The 25,439-nt window shown below is 60.0% G+C and carries 24 protein-coding genes; 8 read left to right on the forward strand and 16 right to left on the reverse strand.

Features of this window, described 5'->3' with window-relative positions:
* From PSPTO_RS15445 to PSPTO_RS15480, 8 genes are all read right to left on the reverse strand, one after another.
* Nucleotides 1-441: an acyl-CoA dehydrogenase family protein gene (locus PSPTO_RS15445; protein ID WP_007246483.1), complete on the reverse strand. Its 441-nt coding sequence runs from the start codon at nt 439-441 to the stop codon at nt 1-3.
* A gap of 15 nt (nt 442-456) precedes the next feature.
* A complete protein-coding gene (locus PSPTO_RS15450) occupies nt 457-1,671 on the reverse strand; it encodes an SfnB family sulfur acquisition oxidoreductase (protein ID WP_005764602.1) in 1,215 nt (404 codons plus the stop codon).
* 185 nt (nt 1,672-1,856) lie between these two features.
* Nucleotides 1,857-2,633 (reverse strand): ABC transporter ATP-binding protein, encoded by a 777-nt coding sequence (locus PSPTO_RS15455; protein WP_011104317.1) that lies wholly within the window; start codon nt 2,631-2,633, stop codon nt 1,857-1,859.
* 4 nt (nt 2,634-2,637) lie between these two features.
* A complete protein-coding gene (locus PSPTO_RS15460; protein WP_011104318.1) occupies nt 2,638-3,969 on the reverse strand; it encodes an ABC transporter substrate-binding protein in 1,332 nt (443 codons plus the stop codon).
* Nucleotides 3,970-4,019: 50 nt separating this feature from the next.
* Nucleotides 4,020-5,087: a branched-chain amino acid ABC transporter permease gene (locus tag PSPTO_RS15465; protein ID WP_007246481.1), complete on the reverse strand. Its 1,068-nt coding sequence runs from the start codon at nt 5,085-5,087 to the stop codon at nt 4,020-4,022.
* A gap of 23 nt (nt 5,088-5,110) precedes the next feature.
* A complete protein-coding gene (locus PSPTO_RS15470; protein ID WP_011104319.1) occupies nt 5,111-5,992 on the reverse strand; it encodes a branched-chain amino acid ABC transporter permease in 882 nt (293 codons plus the stop codon).
* Between the two features lie 3 nt (nt 5,993-5,995).
* Nucleotides 5,996-6,790: an ABC transporter ATP-binding protein gene (locus tag PSPTO_RS15475; protein WP_011104320.1), complete on the reverse strand. Its 795-nt coding sequence runs from the start codon at nt 6,788-6,790 to the stop codon at nt 5,996-5,998.
* Nucleotides 6,787-7,878 carry an AMP-binding protein gene (locus tag PSPTO_RS15480; protein WP_046463411.1) on the reverse strand — a complete coding sequence of 364 codons (1,092 nt, stop codon included), beginning with the start codon at nt 7,876-7,878 and terminating at the stop codon, nt 6,787-6,789. The genes PSPTO_RS15475 and PSPTO_RS15480 overlap by 4 nt, the downstream gene beginning before the upstream one ends.
* Before the next feature lie 280 nt (nt 7,879-8,158).
* On the opposite strand from PSPTO_RS15480, the gene PSPTO_RS15485 reads away from it, so the two are divergent.
* Complete coding sequence (locus tag PSPTO_RS15485) at nt 8,159-9,397, forward strand: acyl-CoA dehydrogenase family protein (protein WP_011104322.1); 1,239 nt, start codon at nt 8,159-8,161, stop codon at nt 9,395-9,397.
* 12 nt (nt 9,398-9,409) lie between these two features.
* Here PSPTO_RS15485 and PSPTO_RS15490 read toward each other — a convergent pair whose 3' ends face one another.
* From PSPTO_RS15490 to PSPTO_RS15505, 4 genes are read right to left on the reverse strand one after another with little or no spacing between them, the layout of a single operon-like run.
* Nucleotides 9,410-10,396 carry an ABC transporter permease gene (locus PSPTO_RS15490; protein WP_011104323.1) on the reverse strand — a complete coding sequence of 329 codons (987 nt, stop codon included), beginning with the start codon at nt 10,394-10,396 and terminating at the stop codon, nt 9,410-9,412.
* Nucleotides 10,393-11,397, reverse strand: a complete 1,005-nt coding sequence (locus PSPTO_RS15495) for an ABC transporter permease (protein ID WP_011104324.1) — start codon at nt 11,395-11,397, stop codon at nt 10,393-10,395. Before PSPTO_RS15495 ends, PSPTO_RS15490 begins: the two co-directional genes overlap by 4 nt.
* Nucleotides 11,384-12,952 (reverse strand): sugar ABC transporter ATP-binding protein, encoded by a 1,569-nt coding sequence (locus PSPTO_RS15500; RefSeq protein ID WP_005764620.1) that lies wholly within the window; start codon nt 12,950-12,952, stop codon nt 11,384-11,386. Before PSPTO_RS15500 ends, PSPTO_RS15495 begins: the two co-directional genes overlap by 14 nt.
* Before the next feature lie 16 nt (nt 12,953-12,968).
* The gene (locus tag PSPTO_RS15505; RefSeq protein ID WP_011104325.1) at nt 12,969-13,973 is read right to left on the reverse strand and encodes a sugar ABC transporter substrate-binding protein; all 1,005 of its coding nucleotides are present in this window, start codon (nt 13,971-13,973) and stop codon (nt 12,969-12,971) included.
* 34 nt (nt 13,974-14,007) lie between these two features.
* Between PSPTO_RS15505 and PSPTO_RS15510 the strand changes: the two genes are divergently transcribed.
* Nucleotides 14,008-14,205: a hypothetical protein gene (locus tag PSPTO_RS15510; RefSeq protein ID WP_080546396.1), complete on the forward strand. Its 198-nt coding sequence runs from the start codon at nt 14,008-14,010 to the stop codon at nt 14,203-14,205.
* Here PSPTO_RS15510 and PSPTO_RS15515 read toward each other — a convergent pair.
* A complete protein-coding gene (locus PSPTO_RS15515; RefSeq protein WP_005764624.1) occupies nt 14,198-15,826 on the reverse strand; it encodes a methyl-accepting chemotaxis protein in 1,629 nt (542 codons plus the stop codon). The genes PSPTO_RS15510 and PSPTO_RS15515 overlap by 8 nt on opposite strands.
* Nucleotides 15,827-16,032: 206 nt before the next feature.
* Between PSPTO_RS15515 and PSPTO_RS15520 the strand changes: the two genes are divergently transcribed.
* Complete coding sequence (locus PSPTO_RS15520; protein WP_005764626.1) at nt 16,033-16,461, forward strand: VirK family protein; 429 nt, start codon at nt 16,033-16,035, stop codon at nt 16,459-16,461.
* A 185-nt stretch (nt 16,462-16,646) separates the two neighbouring features.
* On the opposite strand, the gene PSPTO_RS15525 is transcribed toward PSPTO_RS15520, so the two are convergent.
* A complete protein-coding gene (locus tag PSPTO_RS15525; protein WP_010205279.1) occupies nt 16,647-17,099 on the reverse strand; it encodes a DUF3237 family protein in 453 nt (150 codons plus the stop codon).
* 402 nt (nt 17,100-17,501) lie between these two features.
* Between PSPTO_RS15525 and PSPTO_RS15530 the strand changes: the two genes are divergently transcribed.
* Nucleotides 17,502-18,269, forward strand: coding sequence for a C1 family peptidase (locus tag PSPTO_RS15530; RefSeq protein ID WP_011104327.1), 768 nt, complete (start codon nt 17,502-17,504; stop codon nt 18,267-18,269).
* 17 nt (nt 18,270-18,286) lie between these two features.
* On the opposite strand, the gene PSPTO_RS15535 is transcribed toward PSPTO_RS15530, so the two are convergent.
* Complete coding sequence (locus PSPTO_RS15535; RefSeq protein WP_005764391.1) at nt 18,287-19,474, reverse strand: XylR family transcriptional regulator; 1,188 nt, start codon at nt 19,472-19,474, stop codon at nt 18,287-18,289.
* Between the two features lie 178 nt (nt 19,475-19,652).
* Here PSPTO_RS15535 and xylA point away from each other — a divergent pair, with 178 nt between their 5' ends.
* The 4 genes from xylA (at nt 19,653) to PSPTO_RS15555 (ending at nt 24,943) form a co-directional block, all read left to right on the forward strand.
* Nucleotides 19,653-20,969, forward strand: a complete 1,317-nt coding sequence (gene xylA / locus PSPTO_RS15540) for a xylose isomerase (RefSeq protein ID WP_005764393.1) — start codon at nt 19,653-19,655, stop codon at nt 20,967-20,969.
* 140 nt (nt 20,970-21,109) lie between these two features.
* Complete coding sequence (gene xylF, locus PSPTO_RS15545; protein ID WP_005764395.1) at nt 21,110-22,111, forward strand: D-xylose ABC transporter substrate-binding protein; 1,002 nt, start codon at nt 21,110-21,112, stop codon at nt 22,109-22,111.
* 84 nt (nt 22,112-22,195) lie between these two features.
* Nucleotides 22,196-23,806, forward strand: a complete 1,611-nt coding sequence (gene xylG / locus PSPTO_RS15550; protein ID WP_161797778.1) for a D-xylose ABC transporter ATP-binding protein — start codon at nt 22,196-22,198, stop codon at nt 23,804-23,806.
* Complete coding sequence (locus tag PSPTO_RS15555) at nt 23,807-24,943, forward strand: sugar ABC transporter permease (protein ID WP_005764399.1); 1,137 nt, start codon at nt 23,807-23,809, stop codon at nt 24,941-24,943.
* Between the two features lie 22 nt (nt 24,944-24,965).
* Here the strand turns inward: PSPTO_RS15555 and PSPTO_RS15560 are convergent, their stop codons facing one another.
* A complete protein-coding gene (locus PSPTO_RS15560; protein ID WP_005764401.1) occupies nt 24,966-25,400 on the reverse strand; it encodes a RidA family protein in 435 nt (144 codons plus the stop codon).
* Between the last annotated feature and the right edge of the window lie 39 nt (nt 25,401-25,439).

Genomic DNA, 25,439 nt, shown 5'->3' on the forward strand with positions numbered 1-25,439 from the left:
TTACTCCTGAAGCTGCGGCGGAACCACGCCGTTAAGACGCTGGTTGCCGATGATCTGGTAATGCCAACGCAGCGGCTCACGACCGGTGCGGGCTGGCAGTGACGGGCGCTGGCCGGTCAGTTCGTGCTGAGTGTTGCCAACCGCCTGCAGCGCATCGGCACTGGCAATCACCGCTTCACTGCTGGCAATCAAGCGTTGCTCGGCTGAGCCTTCCAGGCCCTGGGCGCGTTCCAGCAAAGCAGCGGCGACCTGCACGCGAATCTGCAGGTCGCCGATTTTGCTGATCACATACGGGTCATCGACAATGCGCTGCACGTGACTGAATGACCACGGCTGGCCCTGCTCGCGCAGGTAATCGAGGGTTTGTTGCAAACCTTGACGGGCGTCGCCAAGGTCTTGGGCGGCGACCGCCAGTTGCACGGTGACAGCGGGATGAGACATGAAGAGGCTCCTTGATCAGTTCCAGGCGTGACGCGGCGGTGCGATACCGTTGAGTAACTGATTGCCGATCAGGTGGTACTTCCAGCGTGCCGGGTCGTGCAGCGTATGGGTGCGCGCATTGCGCCAATGGCGATCGAGGTTGAGCTTGCCGAGTACCGAACGGGTGCCGGCCAGCTCGAAGAGTTTGCTGCTGGTGAGCAAAGCGATCTGCGCCGACAGCACCTTGGCCTGCGCAACCACCACCGACGCCTGCGCAACGCTGGCTTCGCTTGGCTCGGCCAGTGCATGGTCGATGGCCTGCCCGGCTTTGGCGAGAATCGCGTCGGTGCCGTGCAGCCGCCATTGCAGGTCACCGATGGTGGCAATGCTGAACGGGTCCTGCCAGCCGAAATCCTGCTGACTGTCGATCCACGGCCGCGCCAAGCGGGCGTGCTTGAGGGTTTCCTCGAAGGCGCCGTGGGCGATGCCGGTGTCCACCGCCGCCTGGATGATCTGTGAAATAGGCCCGTCAGCGGTCGGTTCATCGAAGGCCCGATGAGCCGGGATCACCGCGCTGGACGGCACCCGCACATCCTTCAAAACCGCGCCGCCGCTGGCCGTGGTGCGCTGACCGAAACCGTCCCAGTTGTCGATGATGGTCAGGCCCGGATTGTTACGCTCAACGAAGGCGATAAAGGCCTGATTCTGCTCGTTGACGCCCGCTACCGGCACGATATGCGCAAACAAAGCACCGGTGCAGTAGAACTTTTCGCCGTCCAGCACCGCGTGCTCGCCCTCAAAGCGAATGCGCGTCTGGAAGGCTCCAGCGTTTTTGCTTTTCGACTCCGAGAACGCATTGCCAAAGCGATAACCCGCCAGCGCCTTGCCGAAGTAATGGCGCTTTTGCTCTTCGGTGCCGGTCTGCAACAGGATATCGAGCACACCCAGATGGTTCTGCGGGATTTGCCCAAGGGACGAGTCGGCGGCAGAGATGAGTTTGATCACTTCCGCGACGGTGACGTAGGACACCCCGGCACCCCCGTAGGCTTTTGGCACGGTGATGGCCCACAGCCCGCTGGCAGAGAATTCATCCAGTTCAGCGACCGGCAGACGGCGTTCGCGATCACGCAGCGAAGCTTCTTCGGCAAAGCGGCTGGCCAGTGCTCTGGCGACGTCGATGGCTTCGGCGTCAGAGGCGATGACGTGCGCTATGGGCGGTGTGGCGGGTGGAGTTGCGACTGGATTGCTCATGGGCTGGCTCCTGATCGTTGGCGACAGGTTGAAGGCATTCAACACGCGTGGCCTTGAGCAGTGCACAGTACGTGCCGAAAAATATTTCCATTTAAAAACATACGGTTACATAGACATCCCGATAACCCGCGGTATCCCACGAGACAAAATGTCCGAACACTGTTGCTGGAAGAACAGCGGTCGGTTCAAGAAACCGCAGCCCCCAGATAAAAGTTCTGGATGTCCTCGCGCCCGGCCAGTTTCTGCGCAGTACCCGAGCCCACTACCCGGCCGTTTTCCAGCACATAGCCGAAGTGCGCATAGTCTAGGGTCAGGTTGATATTCTGCTCGGCCACCAGCAGGCTCAACCCTTCGTCGCGATTGAGCCGGGCCAGCGTATCGAATATTTCCTCGACCACTTGCGGTGCCAGGCCCATGGATGGCTCGTCGAGCAACAGCAATCGTGGCTCAGACATCAATGCCCGGCCGATGGCAACCATCTGCTGTTCACCGCCCGAGGTGTAACCGGTCAAACGCTTGCGCAGCAGACGCAGCCTGGGGAAATAGCCGTAGACCTTCTCCAGCCGGGCCTTGATTTCAGCCCGCGATGGCCGGGACACAAAGGCCCCGATCAGCAGGTTTTGCTCAACGCTCAGGTGCGTGAAGCAGTGACGGCCTTCCAGCACCTGCGCCAGGCCGTTGCTGACCAGCGCGGACGGATCGGAGCGGGTAATCGGCTCGCCCAGATAGTGAATCCGGCCGCTGACCACCTCGCCCCGTTCCGCACGCACCAGGCTTGAAATGGCTTTGAGCGTGGTGCTTTTGCCCGCGCCGTTGGCCCCCAGCAAGGCCACGATCTGACCTTGCCGAACCTGCAGGCTGACACCGCGCAAAGCCAGGATGGACTGTTCGTAGAACACCTCCACCTGCTCCACCGAGAGGATTGTTGCGCTGAGCGGGCTGACCGGCAGGATCGACGTCATCGACTCATTGCTCCTTGCTGCAATCGCGAGCAGTGATGCCTTTTTCCTTGGCGTACTGCGCAGCCGACGCTTCGATGATAGGCCGCAGCAAGGCGCGATCTGCCTGAATCCAGTCACTGATCAGGATCCAGCGCTGGCCGTCCCATTGCTGAAAGCGCACCGCACCGCCGCCCTCGTGGTCCGCACAGGACAGTTTCAGTGGCTGCACCAGCCCTTTGGCACCCAGCGCCTGCAAACGCGCGTCGTCCAGATTCAGGTGCTCGAAGCCCCAGCGGACCTGCTCACCGGTCAGCGGCTTGTTACCAAATCGGGCTTGAGCGATGCGCAGCGCCTCAACGTTGAGGATGCCGTTCACCACGCCAAGGTTGTAATACACCGTGCCGAAGCGCCTGGGGTCGGAAAGGTTGCCCTGGCCCTTGTCGAGCACGGCCGTCTTGATGCCTTGCAGCACCGGGAAGTCGGTGCCGGACGGATGCGTAGTGATCGAGATGAAGCCCTTGGCGGCCGCACCGGCAGGGATCACGTCTTCTTCGGAGTTGCTCCAGATGTTGCCAATGATATGGTCAACCGGAAAACCGACCTTCTGCGCCGATTTCAACGCCACCGGGTTCATCACCCCCCAACCGCGCAGGATCACCCAATCGGGCTTGAGACGACGAATGTTCAACCACTGCGATTGTTGTTCGTTGCCAGGGTGCGGCACTTCCAGTGTGGTCAATTCAAAGCCGTAATTCTTTGCCAGGGTTTCCAGCACACCATTGGTTTCCTTGCCATAAGGCGAGCCGTGGTAAAGCACGGCGATTTTCTTGCCCTTGAGCGACGCCAGCCCGCCTTCACGCTGACCGATGTAATTGACGATGGCCGACACTTCCGAATACGGGTTCAGCTGTAACGGGAACACATACGCAAACACGCTGCCGTCGGTGGAATCCGTGCGCCCGTGGTTAATGGTGATCAGCGGCAACTTGTCGGCGGTGGAGCGCTCCAGTGTGGCGTAGGCGATCCCCACAGAAAGCGGATTGGTGGCGGCAGCCGGTGCACCATTGAGCCCGCCCTTGAGCCGCTCGTAGCATTCGACGCCCTTCTCCACCACGTATTCGGTTTCGCACTCCGACCAGGTCAATGTGACGCCGTTGACTCCGCCGTTGGCGTTGACGTATTGCAGGTAGTCGATAAAACCACCAAAAAACCCGGTGCCGCCCGCTGCATACGGGCCGACCCGGTAGCTCTGCAGCGGGAAGTATTGCTCATTGGCGGCTTGCGCCGTTGCGATCAGACCTGAACCCAGCAATGCCAGACCAAGGGCCAGACGCAACAGGGATTTTCGGTGTTTCATGGGCGTATTCCTTGAGGTACACGAAGGTTTTTTGTAGGTAAAACGGTCCATCAATAACGCAGCGGCCAGACCCGCGCACGCTGGCGAAAGCGCTGCCAGAGGCGCGCCAGCCCTTCGGGCTCCTTGATCAGAAAGGCAATGATCAACGCGCCGAAAAGCATCTTCTGAATGTTTTCCAGTTGCCCGGAATCGATCAGGCCGACCGGCAGCTGGGCGCTGAGGTTGCCCAGCAAAATCGGGAACAGCACGATGAAGGCCGCACCGAAGAAGTTGCCTTGCACACTGCCCAGCCCGCCGATAATGATGATGAACAGGATCTGGAATGACCGGTTCAGATCAAAGCCATGCGGCTCGACCGTGCCCAGATAGGCAAACGCCCACAACGAGCCGGCGATACCCAGGTAGAAGCCGCTGATGGCGAATGCCAGCAGCTTGGCCTTGAACAGGCGGATGCCAATGACCGCAGCAGCGGTGTCCATGTCGCGCACGGCCATCCAGTTGCGACCCAGTTCGCCGCGCAGCAGGTTTCTGGCCAGCCAGAACAGCAGCACCACCAGCGCCAGCGTCAACAGATAACGGCCTTGCGGCGAACTGAAATTCATCCCGGCGATGATCAACGGTGGCGAGGTGATCACCCCCGATGCGTTGTCGTTGGTAAACCAGCTGAAACGGGTCAACACCCACTCGACGACAAACTGCGCCGCCAATGTCGAGACCAGCAGGTAAAAGCCCTTGATGCGCAGACTGGGCAGTCCGAACAGCAACGCCACCGCCGCCGACACCAGACCGCCGAGTGCAAACCCAAGCAACAGCGGCATACCCGGCACGCGCAGTTGCAGGTTATAGGCAGCAAACGCGCCCACCGCCATGAACGCCGCCGAGCCCAGCGACAATTGCCCGGCGTATCCGGTCAGCAGGTTCAGTCCGAGCCCCGCCAGCGAGAGCACTAGAAACGGAATCAGAATCGCGCTGAACCAGTAATCGTTGCCCAGCAACGGCACGCCAACGAACGCAAAAACCAACAGCCCCCAAAGGGCGACACGGTCCTGACGCAGGCGAAAGATGCGCCGCTCGCCTGCATACGTACTCGCCAGTTGTCCGGCTTCTTGAAACAGCATGGCAATGATCCTTGGAAAAAAAGTCAGACGCGCTCTATCGCCCGCTCGCCGAACAGGCCAGCAGGACGAACCAGCAGAAACAACAGCGCCAGCACATACGGCACCCAGTTTTCGATACCGCTGCCGATGATCGGCCCCAGGTAAATCTCGGCCAGCTTCTCGGACGCGCCGATGATCAGGCCGCCGACAATGGCGCCGCCAATCGAGGAAAACCCACCGATGATCAGCACCGGCAGTGCCTTGAGCACCACCAGCGACAGGGAAAACTGCACCCCCAGCCGCGCGCCCCAAAGCAGCCCGGCCACCAGCCCGACAAACCCGGCCACGGCCCAGACCACCGCCCAGATGCGTGGCAGCCGGATACCCACCGCCAACGACGCCAGCGGGTCATCCGCCACCGCCCGCAATGACAGGCCGATCCGCGTGCGGTTGAACAGCACCGACAGGGCAATCACCAGCGCCGCAGCCGTGCCCGCTGCGAACAGGTCGAACTGCGAGAGCAGCATGCCGCGAATTTCCAGTGGCTCGTCGGGAATGCCCAGTTCCAGGCCGTGCACCTGCGCGCCCCACAACGCTTGCGCCAAGCCTTCGATCATGTACGAAAGGCCAAGGGTGGCCATGAACAAGATGATCGGCGGCCGGTTGACCAGCGGGCGCAGGACCAGTCTTTCGATCAGCAGTGCCAGCACGGCCATGCTCGCCAACGTCGCCAGAAACGCCCAGAAGAACGGCACGCCACGCTCCAGCAGGCTGACAAACGTCAGTGCCGCGAACAGCACCATCGCGCCTTGAGCGAAATTGAACACGCCCGAGGCCTTGTAGATCAGCACAAAGCCAATCGCCACCAGCGAGTACATGACACCGGCCAGCAACCCGCCGATCAGCACTTCAAAGAAGAATTCCATGGCTTACGGTTTCCTGATCGGGGACGAACGACGGGTGCCCAGGTAGGCGGCAATCACCTGTGGATTGGCGCGGACCTGCTCGGGTGTTCCGTCACCGATCTTGCGACCGTAATCCAGTACCACCACATGATCGCTGAGGCCCATCACCACACTCATGTCATGCTCGATCAGCACTACGGTGGTGCCCAGTTCGCGATTGATGTCGCGGATGAACTGACTCATTTCGCATTTCTCTTCGGCATTCATCCCGGCCATCGGCTCGTCCAGCAACAGCAGGCGCGGTTCCGCCGCGAGGGCACGGGCCAGTTCGACACGCTTTTGCAGGCCATAGGAAAGCTTGCCCACCAGCGTGTGGCGCCACGGGTGAATGCGCAGGAACTCGATCACCCGCTCGGCGTGCCAGCGTTGCTCGTCGTCCTCCGCCGTAGCACGACCAACCCGCAGCATTTGCTCAAGCCAAGTGCTGCGGCGCTTGAGGTTGCGACCGGTCAGCACGTTGTCCAGCACGCTCATGCCCTTGAACAACGCGATGTTCTGAAAGGTGCGGGCAATGCCGCCTTCGGCAGCCTGATGCGGGCGCATGCGACGGCGGGTCTGACCGGCATAGCTGATCGAACCGCTTTGCGCCTGATACACGCCATTGATGACGTTGAGCAGCGAACTCTTGCCCGCGCCATTGGGTCCGATCAGCGCGCAGATTTCCCCGCTGGCCACCGAGAAACTGATAGAGGTAACGGCGTTGACGCCTTTGAATGACAGCGAAATATCGTCAAGCGTAAGCAGCGCCGGAGGACTCATGACGGCACACTCATCAGCGCTGCCACTGGCGGGGTAAAGGCTGGCGATTGCTGCGCCGGGCTGTCCTGATCCGGCGCAACGGGCCGAATACCCAACGCCGCAAAAAACGTCTGGCTGGAGGCTGTCAGCGCATCGCCCACCAGCAACGGTGTGCTCAAGCGGCTCATGCCCAACACATCCAGCAACGGGCGGCGGATCAACCAGTAGCCCAACCAACGGCGCAGGGCACCGGGCGCAGGGGCGATCGCCCATTGGTAAAGCCGGTGGCTGATACTGCCCGGCAACGGCAAGCGCTCCCTGACCCAAAGTTCAAGACGGGCATAGGACTCGCGCGTGCCCAGCACCAGTGTCGGCCCCAGTTCACGGCGATCATTGTCGCGCGTAGTCAGCGCCTCCGGGAAATTCAGGCAAAACCCGGCCACCAGCCAAGGCGTGAGCAGATAACGCGCCTGCCCGCTGGCCGCGAAGACTCTGGCGGCCAGCGCTTGATCCCGCGCCGACAACCCGTGCCTGTTCACCAGTTGCCGTGCGCCTGCAAGCAAGTCTGCGTGGCTCAATTGCACACCCAACGGCTGGTCAACAGAGGGAAACAGAAAAGCCGCCGCCGGGCTCTGTACAGGATCAACCGCATCGGCAGCGTAATCGCTCAACAACCGGGCGTAGTCGATCACGTTGATGTCTTGGGTTTCGCCGAGGCCGCGCTTGTCCAGCAGCACGACAACCTCCGGCGAGGCGTTGCGTAACTGAAGGAGCGCTTCCAGCCCGTCGGCGACTGCAAATGCCAACGACCGCTTCGCCAGCCATGCTCGGTTATCCGCAGCTGGATCAAGCAGACTGACAGTGCCGCCCAACCAGTGCGCAGCCAGCGCGAGCAACAGCGCTTCGACCCTGGCCTCGCTGAGCATGACCAGGCTGTGTGTTGAGTCAAAACCCCTGCCCTTCAAGGCCGCCGCCAGCTGGCTGACCTCAAGGGCAAGCTCGCTCCAGCTGCGGCGTTGCCAGATGCCGAATTGCTTGTAACGCAGCGCCGTCCAGTCGCCACGCGTCTGGGCCTGTTGCAACAGCGCTTGGGGCAATGAGTCGAACATGGGCAGTTCCACCGAAAAAAGATCAATGGAGCCATAGCAGCGACCGTGCCAGCACAGAAACTCCATCAAGATCAATGAGTTGCAACGGCTGGATGAGTTTTGTAACTGTGCGCTTTGCTGACAAGCTGTTGCGCCGCTGTTGGCCTTACAACAGGTAAAATCGGCAGATAAAAAAATAATCAATCCATTCAATGACTTATATTCGGGCACAAAGCATGCACTGAGACTTGAGTGACTACCCCGGCACGCGTGCCGACCTCTTCGCACTCAGGAGCACTGCATGACTCAACCAACCGGCTCTAACCCACTCTCGCTGGGCACCGATTACGAAACCCTGGCCAACCGCTTCCGGCCGATCTTCCGTGAGATCAGCGCGGGCAACGTCGAACGTGAAAAAGCTCGTGCCCTGCCCTACGAGCCTATTGAATGGCTGAAGAAAGCCGGTTTCGGCGCTGTGCGGGTACCGAGCGAATATGGCGGTGCCGGTGCCTCGATCGGCCAGCTTTTTCAGCTGTTGATAGAATTGGCCGAGGCCGACTCGAACATCCCGCAGGCTTTGCGGGCGCATTTTGCTTTTGTCGAAGACCGCCTGAATGCGCCACCGGGCGTGGACCGTGACACATGGTTTGCACGCTTTGTCGCCGGGGATCTGGTCGGCAATGGCTGGACCGAAGTCGGCACGGTGAAAATCGGTGATGTGATCACCAAGGTCAGTGCTCAGGGCGACGGTTTTGTGCTCAACGGCACCAAGTTCTACAGCACCGGCAGCATCTTCGCCGACTGGATCGACGTCTACGCCCAGCGTGCAGACAATGGCGCCGACGTGATTGCCGTGGTCAATGCCCGGCACGCTGGCGTGCGTCACAGCGACGACTGGGACGGTTTCGGGCAGCGCACCACCGGCAGCGGCACGTCGGTGTACGACAACGTGCCATTGCCGGCGAACCATGTGATTCCCTTTGAAGAGCGCTTCAAGTATCAGACGGCGTTTTATCAACTGGTGCTGCTGGCGGTGCTGGCCGGCATCGGCCGAGCCGTCGAGCGTGATATCGCGCAAGAAGTGCGTGACCGCAAACGTATTTTCAGCCACGGCAACGCGGGCAGCGTTAGCCAGGATTCGCAGGTGCAGCAGGTGGTCGGGCAGATCGCCGCGCAAGTGTACGCCGCCGAGGCAGCCACCCTGCGTTCCGCCGAGCCGTTGCAGCGCGCTTACGTAGCGCGCTTCGGCAATAACCCGCAGCAGGAGAAAGACGCCAATATCGCGGCAGAAATCGAAACCGCCAAGGCGCAGGTGATCGTCTCGGAACTGGTGCTGCGTTCGGCCACCGAGCTGTTCAATGCGTTGGGCGCGTCGGGCGTGAGCGTCAACAAGGCGCTGGATCGCCACTGGCGCAATGCACGCACAGCGGCATCGCACAATCCGCTGATCTACAAGGCGCGGATTGTTGGCGACTGGCGTATCAATGGCACCGAGCCGCCTATCGTCTGGCAGATCGGCAGCGGCACCGGTAAAGCCTGAGGCGCTGTGCCCTCAGGCTGCATGACCAAGCAGGTGGCGGCTGGCGAAACTGAACGCCAGCACGGCAAAGATCAGCACCCCGGTCGCGACCTGCTGCCAGTAGAAGTTCCAGCCGATCAACAGCAAGCCATTGGCGATGACGTTAATGAACAACACACCCAGCAGCGTCCCGACGATGTTGGGACGCCCCTGGCGGCTGAGCGTCGTGCCGATGAACACCGCGCCAATCGCGTTGATCAGGTAGGCGTTGCCGGACATCGGCACGTAGGCGTTGACGGTGGAACTGAGCAGGATACCGGCAACCGCGCAGGCCAGCGCGCTGCCGAGAAACACCCATACGGCCACACGCCGGGTAGAAAGCCCCGAGTAATACGCCAGTTGCGGCTGCGTACCCACTGCAAGAATCTCCCGCCCCAGACGTCCACGCGCCAGCACCAGCCCGTAAACACCTGCCAGAACAGCCACCGCCACAAGCGGCAATGGCACACCCAGTATCAGCATGCTGCTGATGCCGGGCAGCGCGTTTTGCGCGATGTAGACGGGCTGCCCGCCATCGGATAACAGCTGTTGCACGCTGGTGCCGATGAACAACGTACCCAGCGTGGCCAGAAACGGCGAAATACGCAGCCCGGCAATCAGCATCGCGTTGAACGCACCCGCCGCAACGCCTGCCAGCAAGGCAATGGCGATGGCCGCCGTCAGACCGTAGCCACCATTGAGTGCCACCACAAAGCCCAGGCTGGCGAAATCCAGCGCCGTGCCCACCGACAGATCAATGCCGCCAGCGGCGACGGCCCAGGTCATGCCGACGGCGACGATGGCCAGCAGCACGAAATTGTTCAGCACCAGGCTCGACAGGTTGCCCCAGCTCAGAAAACCTGGCGCATTAATGGCGAAGAACAGCAGAATGATCAGCACCAGCAACGGCAGGACCGCAGGTAACAGGCGCGGCAGGACTTTTATCAGCGTCGACGAGGTATTCAGCGTCACGGTACTCATTGTTCACCTTCCTGACGGCCAAGCGCCCCTGAAAACGCCACCACCAGCAGAATCAACACACCTTGCACGCCGTTGACCCAGAAGTTGGAAATGTTCAGCAACTGAAAGCCATTGATCAAAAAACCCAGCAACAGGTTCGCCAACAACGTGCCGGGGATGTTCGCGGTCAGGCGTCGCGAGAACACCACACCGAGGAAGGCAATGGCCACCACCGACAGCAACATGTCACCGGAACCGGTGGTGCTGCCGCTGAAAAACGCCGCCGAACAGAACGCAGCAATCGCGGCGCAGCCACCGGCAATCAGGTAGCTGGCGAACACATAGCGTTGCACACTCAACCCGGCAGCCTTCGCGGCCTGCGGGTATTCGCCGATGGCGTACAGGCGCAGGCCGAACGCGCTGTGCTGAATCAGCAGCCACAAGCCTGCCGCTACACTCAACAGCACCCACGCCAGCGCCGGAACGCCCAGCCAGACGCCGGAAGCAAGGCTGTCCAGCAGCGCGGAATCGGTGGCCAATACGGTGTTTTGGGTCAGCACCAGTTCCAGCCCGGCAATCAGGTTCATGCTTGCAAGGGTCGCCAATAACGGTGGCAGACGTAAAAGCACCACCGCCAAACCGTTGAACGCACCCACCACCAGCCCGCAGCCGAGCGTCAGCGCAATCGCCTGCCAGGCTTCGAACCCGGCGTTGTTCAAGCTGCTGTAAACAGCCGCACACAGCCCCAGATTGGCCGCCAGTGACAGGTCAAGCCCGCCGCTGACCACGTTGGAGCCGCCACCGATGACCACACAGGTCAGGCCCAGCGCCAGAATGCCAAGCATGGCCGACTGGGCGAAGACGTTACTGATGTTGCCGACGCTGAGGAAATTCGGCGCACTGATGGCGAAGCCCAGCAGAATCGCCAGAAATACCAGCAACGAGCCGCGCTGCGCGACACGCACAAGTAGGCGCCGGGGCGGTTCGACTGTCGGGCTGGCAAACACTTCAAGCGCGGACATGCCTGGCCTCCTCAATAATCGGTTCGACCTGTTCATCGCTTTCACTGGCACCGGTGGCGCAGGCCAGCAACTGGTCGCTGTCGGTGGTCCGGGAAGCGAATTCGCCGGCAATGCGGCCTCGGTGCAAGACCACGATGCGATGGGTGATGCCGATCAGTTCCGGCAAATCCGAGGACAGCACCACTACGGCTGCGCCACCCTCGGCAAGCCGGGCAATCAACCGGTAGATTTCCACCTTGGCACCGATGTCGACGCCCACGCTGGGCTCGTCCAGCAGGTACAGCGACGAATGCCGACTCAGCCACTTGGCCAAAGCCACCTTTTGCTGATTGCCACCACTGAGCAGTTGCACTGCTGCGTCGGGGCCAGGGGTCTTGATCGCCAGTTCGGTGATCAACCGCTCGCTTTCCCGAGCCTGAGCAGAGGCATCAAGCAACCCCCAGTGGCTGAAGCGCCCGAGGCTGGCCATGGTGATGTTTTCCAGCACTGAAAGCACTGGCGCCACACCGTGGGTGCGGCGCTCTTCGGGGACCAGCGCAATGCCGTTACGCACTGCATCGCGGGGCGATTTCAGCTGCAAGGGCTGGCCGTTCAACAGCAACTCACCGCGCTCCGGCTTGAGCAGCCCGAACAGGCTTTTCAGCAGCTCTTTGGCGCCCGAACCCACCAGCCCGGTCAGGCCGACCACTTCGCCACGTCGCACACTCAGGTCGATGCCGTCATACACGCGCCCTGCCCCCAGCGCATTCAACTGCAACACAGGTGCACCGGGCACACTTTGAGCCCGGAAATACTGCTCGCCAACGTCACGATTGACCATCAGCCGGGCGATCTGCGCGGTGCTGGTGAGCGCGGGATCAACCACCGCCACATCGCGCCCGTTGCGCAGCACGGTGACCTGATCGCAGAGCGATTCTATTTCCTGCAAATAATGCGAGATGTACACAATGGTCAGCCCTTCATCGCGCAAACGCCGCACGATGGCCAGCAACCGGTCCACCTCTTGCTTGACCAGCGACACACTCGGCTCGTCGAATACCAGCACTCCGGGTTTGGCCAGCAGCGCGCGGGTGATCTGTAGTATCTGCCGCTGCGCGCTGTCCAGATCACGTACCAGCGCGCCTTGTGGCAAACGCATGGCAAAGTAATCCTCCAGCAACCGAGCCGCCTCACGATCCTGAGCGCGCCGGTCGACAAACAGGCCACGTTTGATTTCCTGACCGAAAAACAGCGCTTCGCCGACCGTGAAACTGCCCGGCAGCAGCCGTTCCTGATGAATGAAATGCACTCCGGCCGCTTCGACCTGGCGCGGCGTGTGGCCCTCGAAACGCTGGCCATTGATGCTCAGGCTGCCAGCGTCGGCGCGGTGAATGCCGGCCAACACCTTGATCAGCGTCGATTTGCCCGCGCCGTTTTCGCCGACCAGCCCATGAATCGTTCCCGACGCCACCTGCAGGTTGACCCCGTCAAGCGCCTGGGTTGCGCCGAAACGTTTGCTGATGCCGCTCAGGTGCAAGGCAGGTACTGATTGAACCTGCAAAGTCGCTGAAACCATGATCCCGCCCCCCGCCTCAGTTATCGCCCCTGAGCTTTTGCACGTCGGCCAGATTGGCCGCCGTGGTGAGCAGCGTCGGCACCTGGGTTTCCTTGGGCAGATCGCGTTGTCCGGCCAGATAGCGGGCAACGTTCTGCACGGCGGTCTTGCCGATCAGCGCGGGCTGTTGCGCCACCACGGCACCGACCGGTGAGGTGTCACGGCGCATCAGTTCCAGCACTTCCGGCGTGCCGTCCACGCCATAGGTCTTGATTTCGGTACGACCAGCGTCGATCAGCGCCTTGCTGGCACCCAGTTGAGGAATATCCCAGGCCGACCAGATCGCTGAAACACTGCCTTTAGGGTACTTGTTGAGCAACGCAGACACCTGCGAATAGGCGTCCTGAACAGTATTGGGAATCACGTCTCGCAGCTCGGGCTCGATGATTTTCAGCTCCGGGTGATCCTTGAGCGCCAGCTTGAGCTGGTCATAACGAATGGCGCAGACCGGCACGCCATAAAAACCGTTGAACACCAGAATATTGCCCTTGCCGCCGGCATCCTTGATCAACTGCCCGGCCAGCGCCTTGCCGGTCGCGACATTGTCAGAGGTGGTGTTGTTGAGGCTGTACTGCGACGGCGCATCAATCGTGAACAGCGGAATGTTGGCCTTGCTGATGCGCTTGAGCCACGGGTCGATAACGCTGAGCGTGCCCAGGGTCTGGATCACCGCATCCGGTTTTTGCGTGACGACGGTCTGCAATTGGTTGACCAGATTCTTGTCGTTGCGCCCAGCGTCGAGCGTAATCGGCGTGCCGCCCAGACGCTTGACCTCATCGACCTGGGCCTGGAATGCCTTGATATCGAAGTAGTGACTGGTACCGGTCATGCTGATAGCGATGCGTTTGCCCGCCAGTGAAGGGACGTCGCTGTCATCGGCCTGAGCGCTTGCGGCTAGACTGCCAGCAAACAGGGTGAGCGCGAGTGTGCGCCAGACTGCGTGCAGGCGGGTTGGTTTGGCAGTAGAAACGGCATCAGGCATTCGGGTAGCTCCGCTGGCTCAGGACATAATCCCGATGAGCAGTGCACAGGTCATGCCCAAAGCCTTGGAACTGCGCCAGGCAACGGCGCGAAGCGTAGCGGCTGGCGTTTGCAAGCCTCTACCCCAAGTGGCCGCGACGTTGAAAACCCGTGCACTGCGAGCGCAACTACCGAACACACTGTCGATTCGCTGTTGCCCGGACAACAGCGACGACGTGCTCGCAGTTACCTGAGTTTGAACTGCCGCAGTGTTGTCGTCAGGTCACTGGCCAGTTCAGCCAGTGACTGGCTGGCGCTGCCGGTCTGGCCGGTGCGTACCGCCGATTGCGCCGACAGGTCACGGATTCGCACCAGGTTGCGGTCCACTTCACGGGCAACCAGTGCCTGCTCCTCGGAAGCGCTGGCGATGACCGTATTGCGCTCATCGATGACCATGACCGAGCTGGCGATGCTGGCCAGCACGGCATTAGCCGATTCGGCCTGATGGCGGGTGCGCTGGGCCTGCTCGGTGCTGACCTCAAGCGCCACCAACGTACTTTTGGTGCCCTGCTGGATGTGCCCGATCATGGTTTCGATTTCTCGGGTCGATTCGCTGGTGCGGTGCGCCAGTGCGCGAACTTCATCAGCAACCACGGCGAAGCCGCGCCCTGCATCGCCTGCCCTTGCCGCCTCAATGGCAGCATTGAGGGCCAGCAGGTTGGTTTGCTCAGAGACTGCGCGGATCACGTCCAGCACTTTACTGATGTCCAGCGTGCGCGTCGCCAGGGCCTGCGCCTCGACAGAGGCTGTGCTGACGTTCTGGGTCAGTTCAAGAATCGATTTGACGGTCTGCTTGAGTTCTTCCTGCCCTTGACGCGCCGAAACCGAAGACGCTTTTGACTCCTCGGAAGTGCTCACTGCGTTGCGCGCCACCTCATCGACCGCCTGACTCATCTCGGTCACGGCAGTGGCCGCCATTTCGATCTCGCTGTTCTGCACGATCAGATCAGCGTTGCTGTTGGCCATCAACGCGCTCATTTCTTCCGTGGCAGAGGCCAATTGATGCGCGGCATCGCCCACATGGGTCAGTGTCGTGCTCAGATTGCCACGCATACGCTCCATCGATTGCAGCAACAGCGCCGCTTCGTCGGTGCCCTCACGGTCAAGGTGTGTCGGACGCAGATCCCCGGCAGCGATGGTTTCAGAAGCCAGCAACGCCTGACTGATGGGTACCGCCAGACTTTTGGTCAAACGCCAGGCAAGCAGCACAGTCAGCAATATGGTGATCAGCATAACCAACTGGGTCACTACAACGGCATTGTCATAGACCTCCGATGCCGCAGCACTGGAATCAGCCTCAGACTCGTCGTTGATCTTTTCCAGCTTGCCCAGAGAAGCTTCCAGGCCCTCGGCAATAGTCTTCATTTCGCCCCACACAAGCTGCCGTGCTGCCTCGGCCTGATTCTGATTGATGAGCGTATAAACCTGCTCGGCCCGTTCGGTATAGCGCTGGTAAGTACTCGTCATACCGTTGATAAGCGCCCGCTCGTCATCTTCGGTGATAACCGGGGTGTAGGCCTGAATGGCCTTTTGAAAGCCGGCTTTCTTTTCGAGGAAGTCCGTGTGAACCAGGGCAACCTGCGCCACATCCTGAGTGGTCAGCATTTTCGCCACGGTGGTGCGGGTTTTCTCGAATGCAAGAGCGATATCGTCACCCAGCGCAATGCCGGGAAGCGAGTCGTTCTCGATTTCAAGCGACTGCTCGCGAATGCCATGTAGCTGTTGAAGGCTGAAGATGCCGAGCCCTATGACCAGAACCACCATCAATGCAAAGCAGACAGCGGTCCGCGCGGCAATTTTCAGCTGTCTCAACATGTTCCATTCCCTTTCGCTAGTTGACGAATAAATTAATATCGTCATATCTATCGGCAGAGCCGGAAAAAGGATGAAGAACCGTGTAACAGAGAGGTGCCACTGCTATTAGAGCCCACCTGCAGAGAAGCTTATGGTAGGTTTCGCAACGCTTGATATCGTCAGATGACTGGTTTATTCAATCTTCAGACTGCCTTACTGGAGCTCTAATGAAACATTACTACGCTGCTGCACTACTCGCCCTGTCACTGCCGGGTCTGGCCCAGGCAGGCGACAGCCTCGCCAGCCTGCCGGCCATTACACAAGCCCTGAACACCGGAGCGTCGGTGGCAGTGGTGATTGATCTGGGGCAGTGCAAATCCTCGGTCGCAGGTGCCGAACCGTCCAAAACCAAAGGCGGCAAACGCATTGATGCCTACCGCATCACGCCTGATGGCACCCTCGCGTTTTCGGACACGCACTTCACCCTCGACCGCGAAAACAAGCCCATCGAGCAGTTCATTCGCTACCAGATACGCGCCGACGGTACGGCGGGTTTCAGCATGACGACGTTGAGTGTTCCGGGCTATCAGCAGGTGGGCAATGCGGTCAGTTACGAATGTGCGATTGGCAAGGGCTTGAGTTTTTTTGCCAACTAGCACCGGTCAAGGCAAGGCCCGGTGAAATAGCCAGATCTCCGGCGTGGGGAAAGACCGTCCTCACGCCCTGGAAACTGGCGCTCGAACGGCCTGGCGGGATGCAACGCAAGCATTTCAGTCAGCGTAGTTTTCGCGATGTAATCGCTAAGGGCAGCCTGGAAAGGGCGTCGGTTTCTTCAGCCGCACTAAATCTGGTTAACCTGAAAAATACTGAAACGCATGCTGGTATCCCCCGCCTTTATATTTACCCCGCCGATGTAAAGGTTTCGCTGCAGGTAATCATGATCGCCGGAAGGAACACTGAACTGCGTGCTGCATGTGCACCGACAGTACGCTTCGGTGAGCGGCGCCTGGTCCGTTCCATCCACTGCAACCAGGCCCTCTCCTACGACATCTATCTTTATGCCGTCATCAGTCATCAATGTGTAATACACGCTGAATCGTGCAATGTTGTCATCCTGGGGCACGAGAAAAAGGCTTCCTCCCGCAAGAACCCGCCCCTGCAATCGCTCTCCGTGAAACTCTCCCCCCCGTATTTCGCCACTGCGGCGTTTTCCCTGGTGAGGCCTGCAAAGCGATTGAGGCTCGTCAATGTGCAGATGAACAGTCAACATTTTGTGCAATTGCAGCGTCTCCATCCCTCTACCTCTTCACTGGCCTGCGGCGAAATGCGCCTCACCCATAACTGTACCAAGGCGTACGTTTTAGCGTGAGCCGCGTACGCTGTCAATTTAAATGCACCCATCGGTACGCTTATAGCGAGGGAAGATGGCCTGTGCAGAAACAGTATCGTTTTGCCACTTCCAACAAGCAGACTTAATTTCTGCCGAATGTCAAAACCCGCAAATGGCTATTCCACACGGCCATTCAACAGACTGATTGGCAGGGTATTGCGCTTAACTAATTCACTTGCCAACTGAACCCGCCCAGGCAACTCGTAGCACACTAATCATTAAACAAAGTTTAACCCACGCTTTTAAAAAAGCTGTTTACATGAACGTCGTAAACTTTCCTGACGGTCAACTAAAAGGGGATACGAAATGACCTATACCGTGAAACAGTATGGATGGATTCGCGATCTGCCTGATCATCGCGATCATCTGTATGCTGCCCCGACAGCCGCACTGGCGGCGCTCCCACACGCAATTGATCTGCGTCCTCATTGCCCGCCCGTATACGATCAGGGCCAACTGGGCAGTTGTACGGCGAACGGTATTGCAGGCGCTATTCAGTTTGATCGCATGAAGCAGAAGCTCACGCCGGCGTTCGTGCCCTCGCGATTGTTTATTTATTACAACGAACGTGTGATTGAACACACCGTCGAGTCGGACAGTGGCGCGATGATCCGCCACGGCATCAAAAGTGTAGCGAAGCAAGGTGATTGCCCTGAAAAGGAGTGGCCTTACGATATTGAAAAGTTCGCTGTCAAACCGTCGCCCGCCTGCTACAAGGACGCACGAAAATACAAGGCAGTGTCCTACCAGAAAGTTGCGCAAAACCTCAACCAGATGAAAGGCTGCCTGGCGGCGGGGTATCCGTTTGTCATTGGCTTTTCCGTCTACGAAAGCTTTGAAAGCAAGAAAGTTGCCCAGACCGGGCATGCCCCCATGCCCGGCCCCCACGAAAAGATGCTGGGAGGGCACTGTGTGCTGGCTGTGGGTTACAACGATGCCCACCAGCATTTCATCTTGCGCAACTCATGGGGCGTTGGTTGGGGCATGGAGGGCTACTTCACCCTGCCCTACAGCTATTTGCTGGACGAGAATCTGTCCACAGACTTCTGGACGATAAGGGTGGTGGCTGCCTGACCCAGTCAGGCCTTCGATCATTGCAGCGCCGCGTTGGCACCCTGCAGGTACTCTCGCGGCGTACACCCAAACTCCCGGCGAAACACCGTATGCAGGTATTGCGCTGACCGGAAACCACAATCGCGGGCAATGTCGGCGATTGCAGAATCAGTGTTTTCCAGGCCGTGCGCGGCAGCGGCCAGTTTGAAGCGCAGGATCTCGTCATGCACGCTGCAGCCGCGCACCCGACGAAAGTGTGATTCCAGCGCTGAGCGCGAGACGCCTACGTAGGCGGCGACCTGAGCGGTCTTGATGCCTTGGCACGCGTACTGCCGGATAAACAGAAGCGCCTGCATGACGTAAGGATCGCCCAACGGTTGGTGCAGGCTCGAAGCCTGCACATTGACCGCATCCGGCGGGATCAGAATGTGTGTGCCGGACGACGGCATGCCGTGCAACAACTGATGAAGCAGGCGCGCAGCGGTTCGGCCCATAGTTTCGGTGCCTTGTATCACCGAGCTGAGCGGCACACGGGTCAGGGTGCGAGTCAGCGGATCGTTATCGATGCCGATCAGCGCCACTTGCTCCGGCACGGCAATGCCGGCGGTCAGGCAGGCCTGCAACAACTGACGAGCGCGAGCATCGGTCACGGCGATGATACCGATGGGCTTGGGCAGGCTTTGCAGCCAGGTAATCTGCTGCTCCACAGCGCTGTCCCAGAGCGGTGCGCTGGTGCCCAGACCGCGATAGACCTCGGCGTGCAGGCCGTCGCGTTGCAGCAGGTGGCGAAAGGCTTTCTCCCGCTCCTGCGCCCAGCGGTTGGCCTGGGCCTCGGGCAGGCTGAAGCAGGCGAATCGTGTCAGGCCTGCCTCTATCAAGTGCTCGTAGGCAGCCTTTATCAGGGCATGGTTGTCGGTGGCCACGTACGGAATGCCCTTCGGGTAGGCGCGTTCGTCCTGATAGGAGCCGCCGACCGCCACAACCGGCAATCGGATCCCGGCCAGCGCTTCGCCGATCAGCGGGTCGTCGAAGTCGGCAATGATCCCGTCGCCCTGCCAGCGCTCAATGCCTTTCAAGCGACAGAGAAAATCTTCCTCGAGGAACAAGTCCCAGGATACGCGCGTGCTGCTCAGGTAATTACCGATGCCGCTGATGATGCCGCGGTCGTAGATCTTGCTGCCATTGAACAACAGCGCAATGCGGTGAACGGGGGGTACGGTTTTCATTGTTTTTATGCCGATCCGGAAAGCGCGAGGCTTTTCGACAGACTAGGCGCGTGGCAGGCGAATCTCAATACTCAAAATCGCACTGTCGGTTGATGATTTTCATAATCAGCAGCCCTGAGGCCGTTGCTAGTATCGAGACATCGCCACTCACAATGCCAATAACAATAAGGAAACGCACATGTCGTACTTCCCCACTGTCGACAAGGTTATCTACGAAGGCCCCGACAGCGACTCGCCGCTTGCCTTTCGCCACTACGACGCCGACAAACGGGTGCTCGGCAAACCCATGCGCGAACACCTGCGCATGGCTGCCTGTTACTGGCACACCTTCGTCTGGCCGGGGGCTGACATGTTTGGCGTTGGCACCTTCAAACGCCCATGGCAACGCGCCGGTGACCCGATGGAGCTGGCTATCGGCAAGGCCGAGGCAGCGTTCGAATTCTTCTCCAAGCTGGGCATTGATTACTACAGTTTCCACGACACCGATGTAGCGCCGGAAGGCAGCTCGATAAAGGAATACCGCAATAACTTTGCACAGATGGTCGACCGCCTCGAGCGGCATCAGGAGCAGAGCGGCATCAAGCTGCTGTGGGGCACGGCCAACTGTTTCAGCAACCCGCGTTTTGCCGCAGGTGCTGCCAGCAACCCGGACCCTGAAGTATTTGCCTACGCTGGCGCCCAGGTGTTCAGTGCGATGAACGCCACCCAGCGCCTCAAAGGCTCCAACTACGTGCTGTGGGGCGGTCGTGAAGGTTACGAAACCCTGCTCAATACCGACCTCAAGCGCGAACGCGAGCAACTCGGTCGCTTCATGCGCATGGTGGTCGAGCACAAGCACAAGATAGGTTTCAAAGGTGATCTGCTGATTGAACCCAAACCACAGGAGCCGACCAAGCATCAGTACGATTACGACAGCGCCACGGTATTCGGTTTTCTTCACCAGTACGGCCTGCAGGACGAGATCAAGGTTAACATCGAAGCCAACCATGCCACGCTGGCCGGGCACAGCTTCCATCACGAAATCGCCACGGCGGTCTCGCTGGGGATCTTCGGCAGCATCGACGCCAATCGCGGCGACCCGCAGAACGGCTGGGACACCGACCAGTTCCCCAATAGCGTCGAGGAAATGACCCTCGCCACCTATGAAATTCTCAAGGCCGGTGGTTTTACCCATGGCGGCTACAATTTCGACTCAAAGGTCCGCCGTCAGAGCCTGGACGATGTCGATCTGTTCCATGGCCACGTTGCCGCCATGGACGTCCTTGCCCTCTCGCTGGAGCGCGCTGCGGCGATGGTGCAGAACGATAAACTTCAACAATTCAAGGACCAGCGTTACGCAGGCTGGCAGCAGCCGTTCGGCCAATCGGTGCTGAGCGGAGGTTTCAGCCTCGCGTCGCTGGCCGAACATGCGTTCGCCAACGAACTGAACCCGCAGGCCGTCAGCGGTCGGCAGGAGTTGCTCGAAGGTGTGGTCAACCGCTTTATCTACACCTGACAACCAGCAGACACGGACGCCGCAGTGACATTCTTACGAAAAATCTGTGCCCACGGCGTCCGACAACGTTCTACAGTTCCACCGCCATCACGCTGCACATCATGAAGTGTCTTTCGAACAACAATAAAAGGACGCACCCTATGAACACCCTGAAACGCACGCTGCTTGCCAGTGCCTTGGCACTGCTGTCCCTGCCGGTCATGGCCGACGCCGCCCACCCGAAAATCGGCTTTTCCATCGACGACCTGCGCCTGGAGCGCTGGTCACGAGACCGTGATTACTTCGTGGCGGCGGCAGAAAAACTGGATGCCAAGGTCTTCGTACAGTCCGCCGATGCCAACGAGCAGAAGCAGATTTCGCAGATTGAAAACCTCATCTCTCGCGGCGTCGACGTGATTGTCATCGTGCCGTTCAACGCCACCGTGCTGACCAACGCCATCGCCGAAGCCAAGAAGGCCGGGATCAAGGTCGTTTCGTATGACCGTCTGATCCTCAATGCCGACATCGACGCTTACATTTCCTTCGATAACGAAAAGGTCGGCGAGATGCAGGCCAGCGGCGTGCTGCAAGCGGCACCCAAGGGCAATTACTTTTTGCTCGGCGGCGCGCCCACCGACAATAACGCCAAAATTCTGCGCGAAGGCCAGATGAAAGTGCTGCAACCGGCCATCGACAAGGGCGATATCAAGATTGTCGGGCAACAGTGGGTCAAGGAGTGGAACCCCACCGAAGCACTGAGCATTGTGGAGAACGCCCTGACCCGCAATGACAACAAGATCGATGGCATCGTCGCCTCCAACGACGCGACGGCCGGGGGCGCCATTCAGGCGCTGGCCGCGCAGAAACTGGCCGGCAAGGTGCCGATTTCGGGTCAGGACGCCGACCTGGCGGCGGTCAAGCGGGTCATCGATGGCACCCAGACCATGACCGTTTACAAGCCGCTGAAACTGATCGCCACCGAAGCCGCCAGACTGTCGGTGCAACTGGTACGTAACGAGAAACCTGCCTTTACCTCGCAGTACGACAATGGCAGCAAGAAAGTCGACACTATCTTGCTGACCCCGACACCGTTGACCAAAGACAACATCGACCTGCTGGAGAAAGACGGGTTCTACACCAAGGCGCAGATGGGCGGCCAGTGAGCTGTCGAGCGTCAACCTGTCGATAGAGCATGAGCACGACGCTGCGCAACCCGGTTGCGCAGCGTCCCTCTCAAGCCAGCCCTGATGCCTGTGTATGAGCCCTCAGCCATGTCCGACTACCTGCTGCAAATGAACGGCATCGTCAAAACCTTTGACGGTGTCAAAGCGCTCAACGGCATCGATATCAAGGTACGCCCCGGTGAATGCGTCGGCCTTTGCGGCGAAAACGGCGCGGGCAAATCCACCTTGATGAAAGTGCTCTCGGCGGTCTATCCCTACGGCACCTGGGAAGGCGAGATTCTCTGGGACGGCAACCCTCTCAAGGCGCAGTCCATCAGCGAAACCGAAGCCGCCGGAATCGTCATCATTCATCAGGAACTGACTCTGGTCCCCGACCTGTCAGTGGCCGAAAACATCTTCATGGGCCACGAACTGACCCTGCGCGGCGGGCGCATGAACTACCCGGCGATGATCCACCGTGCCGAAACCCTGATGCGTGAGCTCAAAGTGCCTGACATGAACGTGGCGCTGCCGGTTTCGCAGTACGGCGGTGGCCATCAGCAATTGGTGGAAATCGCCAAGGCGCTGAACAAACAGGCACGACTGTTGATCCTCGATGAGCCCTCCTCGGCCCTGACCCGCTCGGAGATTGAGGTCCTGCTGGGCATCATTCACGACCTCAAGGCCAAAGGCGTGGCCTGCGTATACATCTCGCACAAACTCGATGAAGTGGCGGCCGTGTGCGACACCATTTCGGTGATCCGCGATGGCAAGCACATTGCTACTACCGCTATGGCTGAAATGGACATCCCGAAGATCATCACCCAGATGGTCGGGCGTGAAATGAGCAACCTCTACCCTACCGACGCGCATGACATCGGCGAGGTGATTTTCGAGGCGCGCAACATCACCTGCTACGACGTCGACAACCCCAAACGCAAACGGGTGGACGACATTTCGTTTGTCCTCAAGCGCGGGGAAATCCTCGGCATCGCCGGGCTGGTGGGCGCTGGTCGCACAGAGCTGGTCTCGGCGCTGTTTGGTGCTTATCCAGGTCGCTACAGCGGTGAGGTCTGGCTGGACGGCCAGCCGGTCGATACCCGCACACCGCTCAAATCAATCCGCGCCGGCCTGTGTATGGTCCCGGAAGACCGCAAGCGCCAGGGCATCATCCCCGACATGGGCGTCGGCCAGAACATCACCCTCGCCGTCCTCGACAACTACTCGAAAATGACCCGCATCGACGCAGAAGCCGAATTGGGCAGCATTGACCGGGAAATTTCGCGCATGCACCTCAAGACGGCCAGCCCGTTTCTGCCGATCACCAGTCTTTCCGGCGGCAACCAGCAGAAAGCCGTGCTGGCCAAGATGCTCTTGACCAGGCCCCGCGTGCTGATTCTCGATGAGCCGACGCGCGGGGTCGATGTGGGTGCCAAGTACGAGATCTACAAGCTGATGGGTGCGTTGGCGGCCGAGGGCGTGGCGATCATCATGGTGTCCTCGGAGCTGGCCGAAGTGCTGGGGGTTTCCGACCGCGTGCTGGTCATTGGTGAGGGCCGCTTGTGCGGCGATTTTATCAACCATGAACTCACTCAGGAGCAGGTGCTTGCCGCCGCACTCAGCCACCCCGGCGACCCTGACAGTAATGACCCTGCCAACAATAATCATAACGACAACGACCGGAAGACCACGTAGATGAATCAGGTCAAACAGTTCTTCACCCGCTACAAAATGCTCGCGCTGGTGATTGCCATTGCCGTTATCTGGCTGTTTTTCAGCTGGCAGACGGAGGGCGGATTTCTGACCCCGCGCAACCTCTCCAACCTGCTGCGACAGATGTCCATCACCGGCATTCTGGCGTGTGGCATGGTGCTGGTCATCATCAGTGGCGAGATCGACCTGTCGGTGGGCTCGATGCTCGGCCTGCTCGGCGGCCTGGCGGCAATTCTCGATGTCGTTTACCACGTACCGCTGCTGGCAAACCTGAGCCTGGTTGCGCTGTGCGGGCTGATGATCGGCCTGGCCAATGGTTACATGACTGCCTACCTGCGCATTCCGTCCTTCATTGTCGGGCTGGGCGGCATGCTGGCCTTTCGCGGCATTCTGCTGGGGATTACCGGTGGCACGACCATCGCTCCGGTGTCGCCTTCGCTGGTCTACGTCGGCCAAGGGTATTTGCCGCATTCTGTCGGTACAGGGCTTGGCGTACTGCTGCTGGCGCTGACGCTGTTTCTGACCTGGAAACAACGGCGCAACAGAGCCCTCCACGGGCTAACGGCCCATTCGATGGTTCGCGATGTGTTACGCGTGGTATTGATCGGCGCGGTGCTGGGCGGGTTTGTCTACATCCTCAACAGCTACGACGGGATTCCGGTTCCGGTGTTGCTGCTGCTGGTTTTGCTCGGTGTGTTCAGTTACGTCACCAGCCAGACAGTATTCGGACGGCGCGTCTATGCCGTGGGCAGCAACATGGAAGCCACGCGGTTATCCGGCATCAACGTACAGGCGGTGAAGCTTTGGATCTTCGGCATCATGGGCGTGATGTGCGCCTTCGCCGGGCTGGTCAACACCGCGCGCCTGGCCGCAGGCTCGCCCTCGGCCGGCAACATGGGCGAACTGGACGCCATTGCCGCCTGTTTCATCGGCGGCACGTCCATGCGCGGCGGCTCCGGCACCGTGTATGGCGCCCTGCTTGGCGCACTGGTGATTACCAGCCTGGACAACGGCATGTCGATGCTCGACGTCGACAGTTACTGGCAGATGATCGTCAAGGGCGGCATCCTCGTGCTGGCGGTGTGGGTGGACGTCAGTACACGGGCCGGGCGCCGGTGATCAAGCCGCCGACAACGCTGAATCACGCGGATCTGGCCGCCACGGCTTCTACCTCGATCAGCGCCCCCGGCAATGGCAACGCCACCACCTGCAGCGCCGTGCGCGCAGGTTTCAGGGGTTGCTCGGGCGTGCCGAAAAACTGCGTGTAACCGGCCTGCAACCCGGCAAAATCCAGTTTGCCACCGGTCTCTTCGGCCCCGACCAGAAACACCCGAAGCTGCACGATATCGCCCAGGTCCAGGTCCTGTTGCTGCAGAATCCGGCGCAGCTTGTTGAACACCGAAACGGTCTGCACCTGCGTGTTGCCATAGGCTGCGGGCGTGCCCGCCGGGGCGTGTGGGTCAGCGAGGTCCGGCAGGGTGCCGCTGATGAATATCAGGCTGGCCGAGGCAGGCACGGTCACGGTTTGCGAGATCGGAAAATCGCCGACGCTGGTGCGTTGAATGCTGTCGCTCATGGTGTTTCTCCTTGAATGGATGCTCTTGCTTCAATACGG

Origin of the sequence: Pseudomonas syringae pv. tomato str. DC3000 (assembly GCF_000007805.1) — a bacterium.
Classification (GTDB): Bacteria; Pseudomonadota; Gammaproteobacteria; order Pseudomonadales; family Pseudomonadaceae; genus Aquipseudomonas; species Aquipseudomonas avellanae.

What these genes read in the sequence shown, in the direction of transcription:
- PSPTO_RS15480 (WP_046463411.1), bottom strand. Translation starts at nt 7,878, where the DNA reads ATGTTCGACTCATTGCCCCAAGCGCTGTTGCAACAGGCCCAGACGCGT.
- PSPTO_RS15520 (WP_005764626.1), top strand. Translation starts at nt 16,033, where the DNA reads ATGAAACATTACTACGCTGCTGCACTACTCGCCCTGTCACTGCCGGGT.
- PSPTO_RS15515 (WP_005764624.1), bottom strand. Translation starts at nt 15,826, where the DNA reads ATGTTGAGACAGCTGAAAATTGCCGCGCGGACCGCTGTCTGCTTTGCA.
- PSPTO_RS15485 (WP_011104322.1), top strand. Translation starts at nt 8,159, where the DNA reads ATGACTCAACCAACCGGCTCTAACCCACTCTCGCTGGGCACCGATTAC.
- PSPTO_RS15475 (WP_011104320.1), bottom strand. Translation starts at nt 6,790, where the DNA reads ATGAGTCCTCCGGCGCTGCTTACGCTTGACGATATTTCGCTGTCATTC.
- xylF (WP_005764395.1), top strand. Translation starts at nt 21,110, where the DNA reads ATGAACACCCTGAAACGCACGCTGCTTGCCAGTGCCTTGGCACTGCTG.
- PSPTO_RS15500 (WP_005764620.1), bottom strand. Translation starts at nt 12,952, where the DNA reads ATGGTTTCAGCGACTTTGCAGGTTCAATCAGTACCTGCCTTGCACCTG.
- xylG (WP_161797778.1), top strand. Translation starts at nt 22,196, where the DNA reads ATGCCTGTGTATGAGCCCTCAGCCATGTCCGACTACCTGCTGCAAATG.
- PSPTO_RS15535 (WP_005764391.1), bottom strand. Translation starts at nt 19,474, where the DNA reads ATGAAAACCGTACCCCCCGTTCACCGCATTGCGCTGTTGTTCAATGGC.
- PSPTO_RS15460 (WP_011104318.1), bottom strand. Translation starts at nt 3,969, where the DNA reads ATGAAACACCGAAAATCCCTGTTGCGTCTGGCCCTTGGTCTGGCATTG.
- PSPTO_RS15445 (WP_007246483.1), bottom strand. Translation starts at nt 441, where the DNA reads ATGTCTCATCCCGCTGTCACCGTGCAACTGGCGGTCGCCGCCCAAGAC.
- PSPTO_RS15505 (WP_011104325.1), bottom strand. Translation starts at nt 13,973, where the DNA reads ATGCCTGATGCCGTTTCTACTGCCAAACCAACCCGCCTGCACGCAGTC.
- PSPTO_RS15555 (WP_005764399.1), top strand. Translation starts at nt 23,807, where the DNA reads ATGAATCAGGTCAAACAGTTCTTCACCCGCTACAAAATGCTCGCGCTG.
- PSPTO_RS15525 (WP_010205279.1), bottom strand. Translation starts at nt 17,099, where the DNA reads ATGGAGACGCTGCAATTGCACAAAATGTTGACTGTTCATCTGCACATT.
- PSPTO_RS15470 (WP_011104319.1), bottom strand. Translation starts at nt 5,992, where the DNA reads ATGGAATTCTTCTTTGAAGTGCTGATCGGCGGGTTGCTGGCCGGTGTC.
- PSPTO_RS15530 (WP_011104327.1), top strand. Translation starts at nt 17,502, where the DNA reads ATGACCTATACCGTGAAACAGTATGGATGGATTCGCGATCTGCCTGAT.
- PSPTO_RS15490 (WP_011104323.1), bottom strand. Translation starts at nt 10,396, where the DNA reads ATGAGTACCGTGACGCTGAATACCTCGTCGACGCTGATAAAAGTCCTG.
- PSPTO_RS15560 (WP_005764401.1), bottom strand. Translation starts at nt 25,400, where the DNA reads ATGAGCGACAGCATTCAACGCACCAGCGTCGGCGATTTTCCGATCTCG.
- xylA (WP_005764393.1), top strand. Translation starts at nt 19,653, where the DNA reads ATGTCGTACTTCCCCACTGTCGACAAGGTTATCTACGAAGGCCCCGAC.
- PSPTO_RS15455 (WP_011104317.1), bottom strand. Translation starts at nt 2,633, where the DNA reads ATGACGTCGATCCTGCCGGTCAGCCCGCTCAGCGCAACAATCCTCTCG.
- PSPTO_RS15510 (WP_080546396.1), top strand. Translation starts at nt 14,008, where the DNA reads ATGAGCAGTGCACAGGTCATGCCCAAAGCCTTGGAACTGCGCCAGGCA.
- PSPTO_RS15465 (WP_007246481.1), bottom strand. Translation starts at nt 5,087, where the DNA reads ATGCTGTTTCAAGAAGCCGGACAACTGGCGAGTACGTATGCAGGCGAG.
- PSPTO_RS15495 (WP_011104324.1), bottom strand. Translation starts at nt 11,397, where the DNA reads ATGTCCGCGCTTGAAGTGTTTGCCAGCCCGACAGTCGAACCGCCCCGG.
- PSPTO_RS15450 (WP_005764602.1), bottom strand. Translation starts at nt 1,671, where the DNA reads ATGAGCAATCCAGTCGCAACTCCACCCGCCACACCGCCCATAGCGCAC.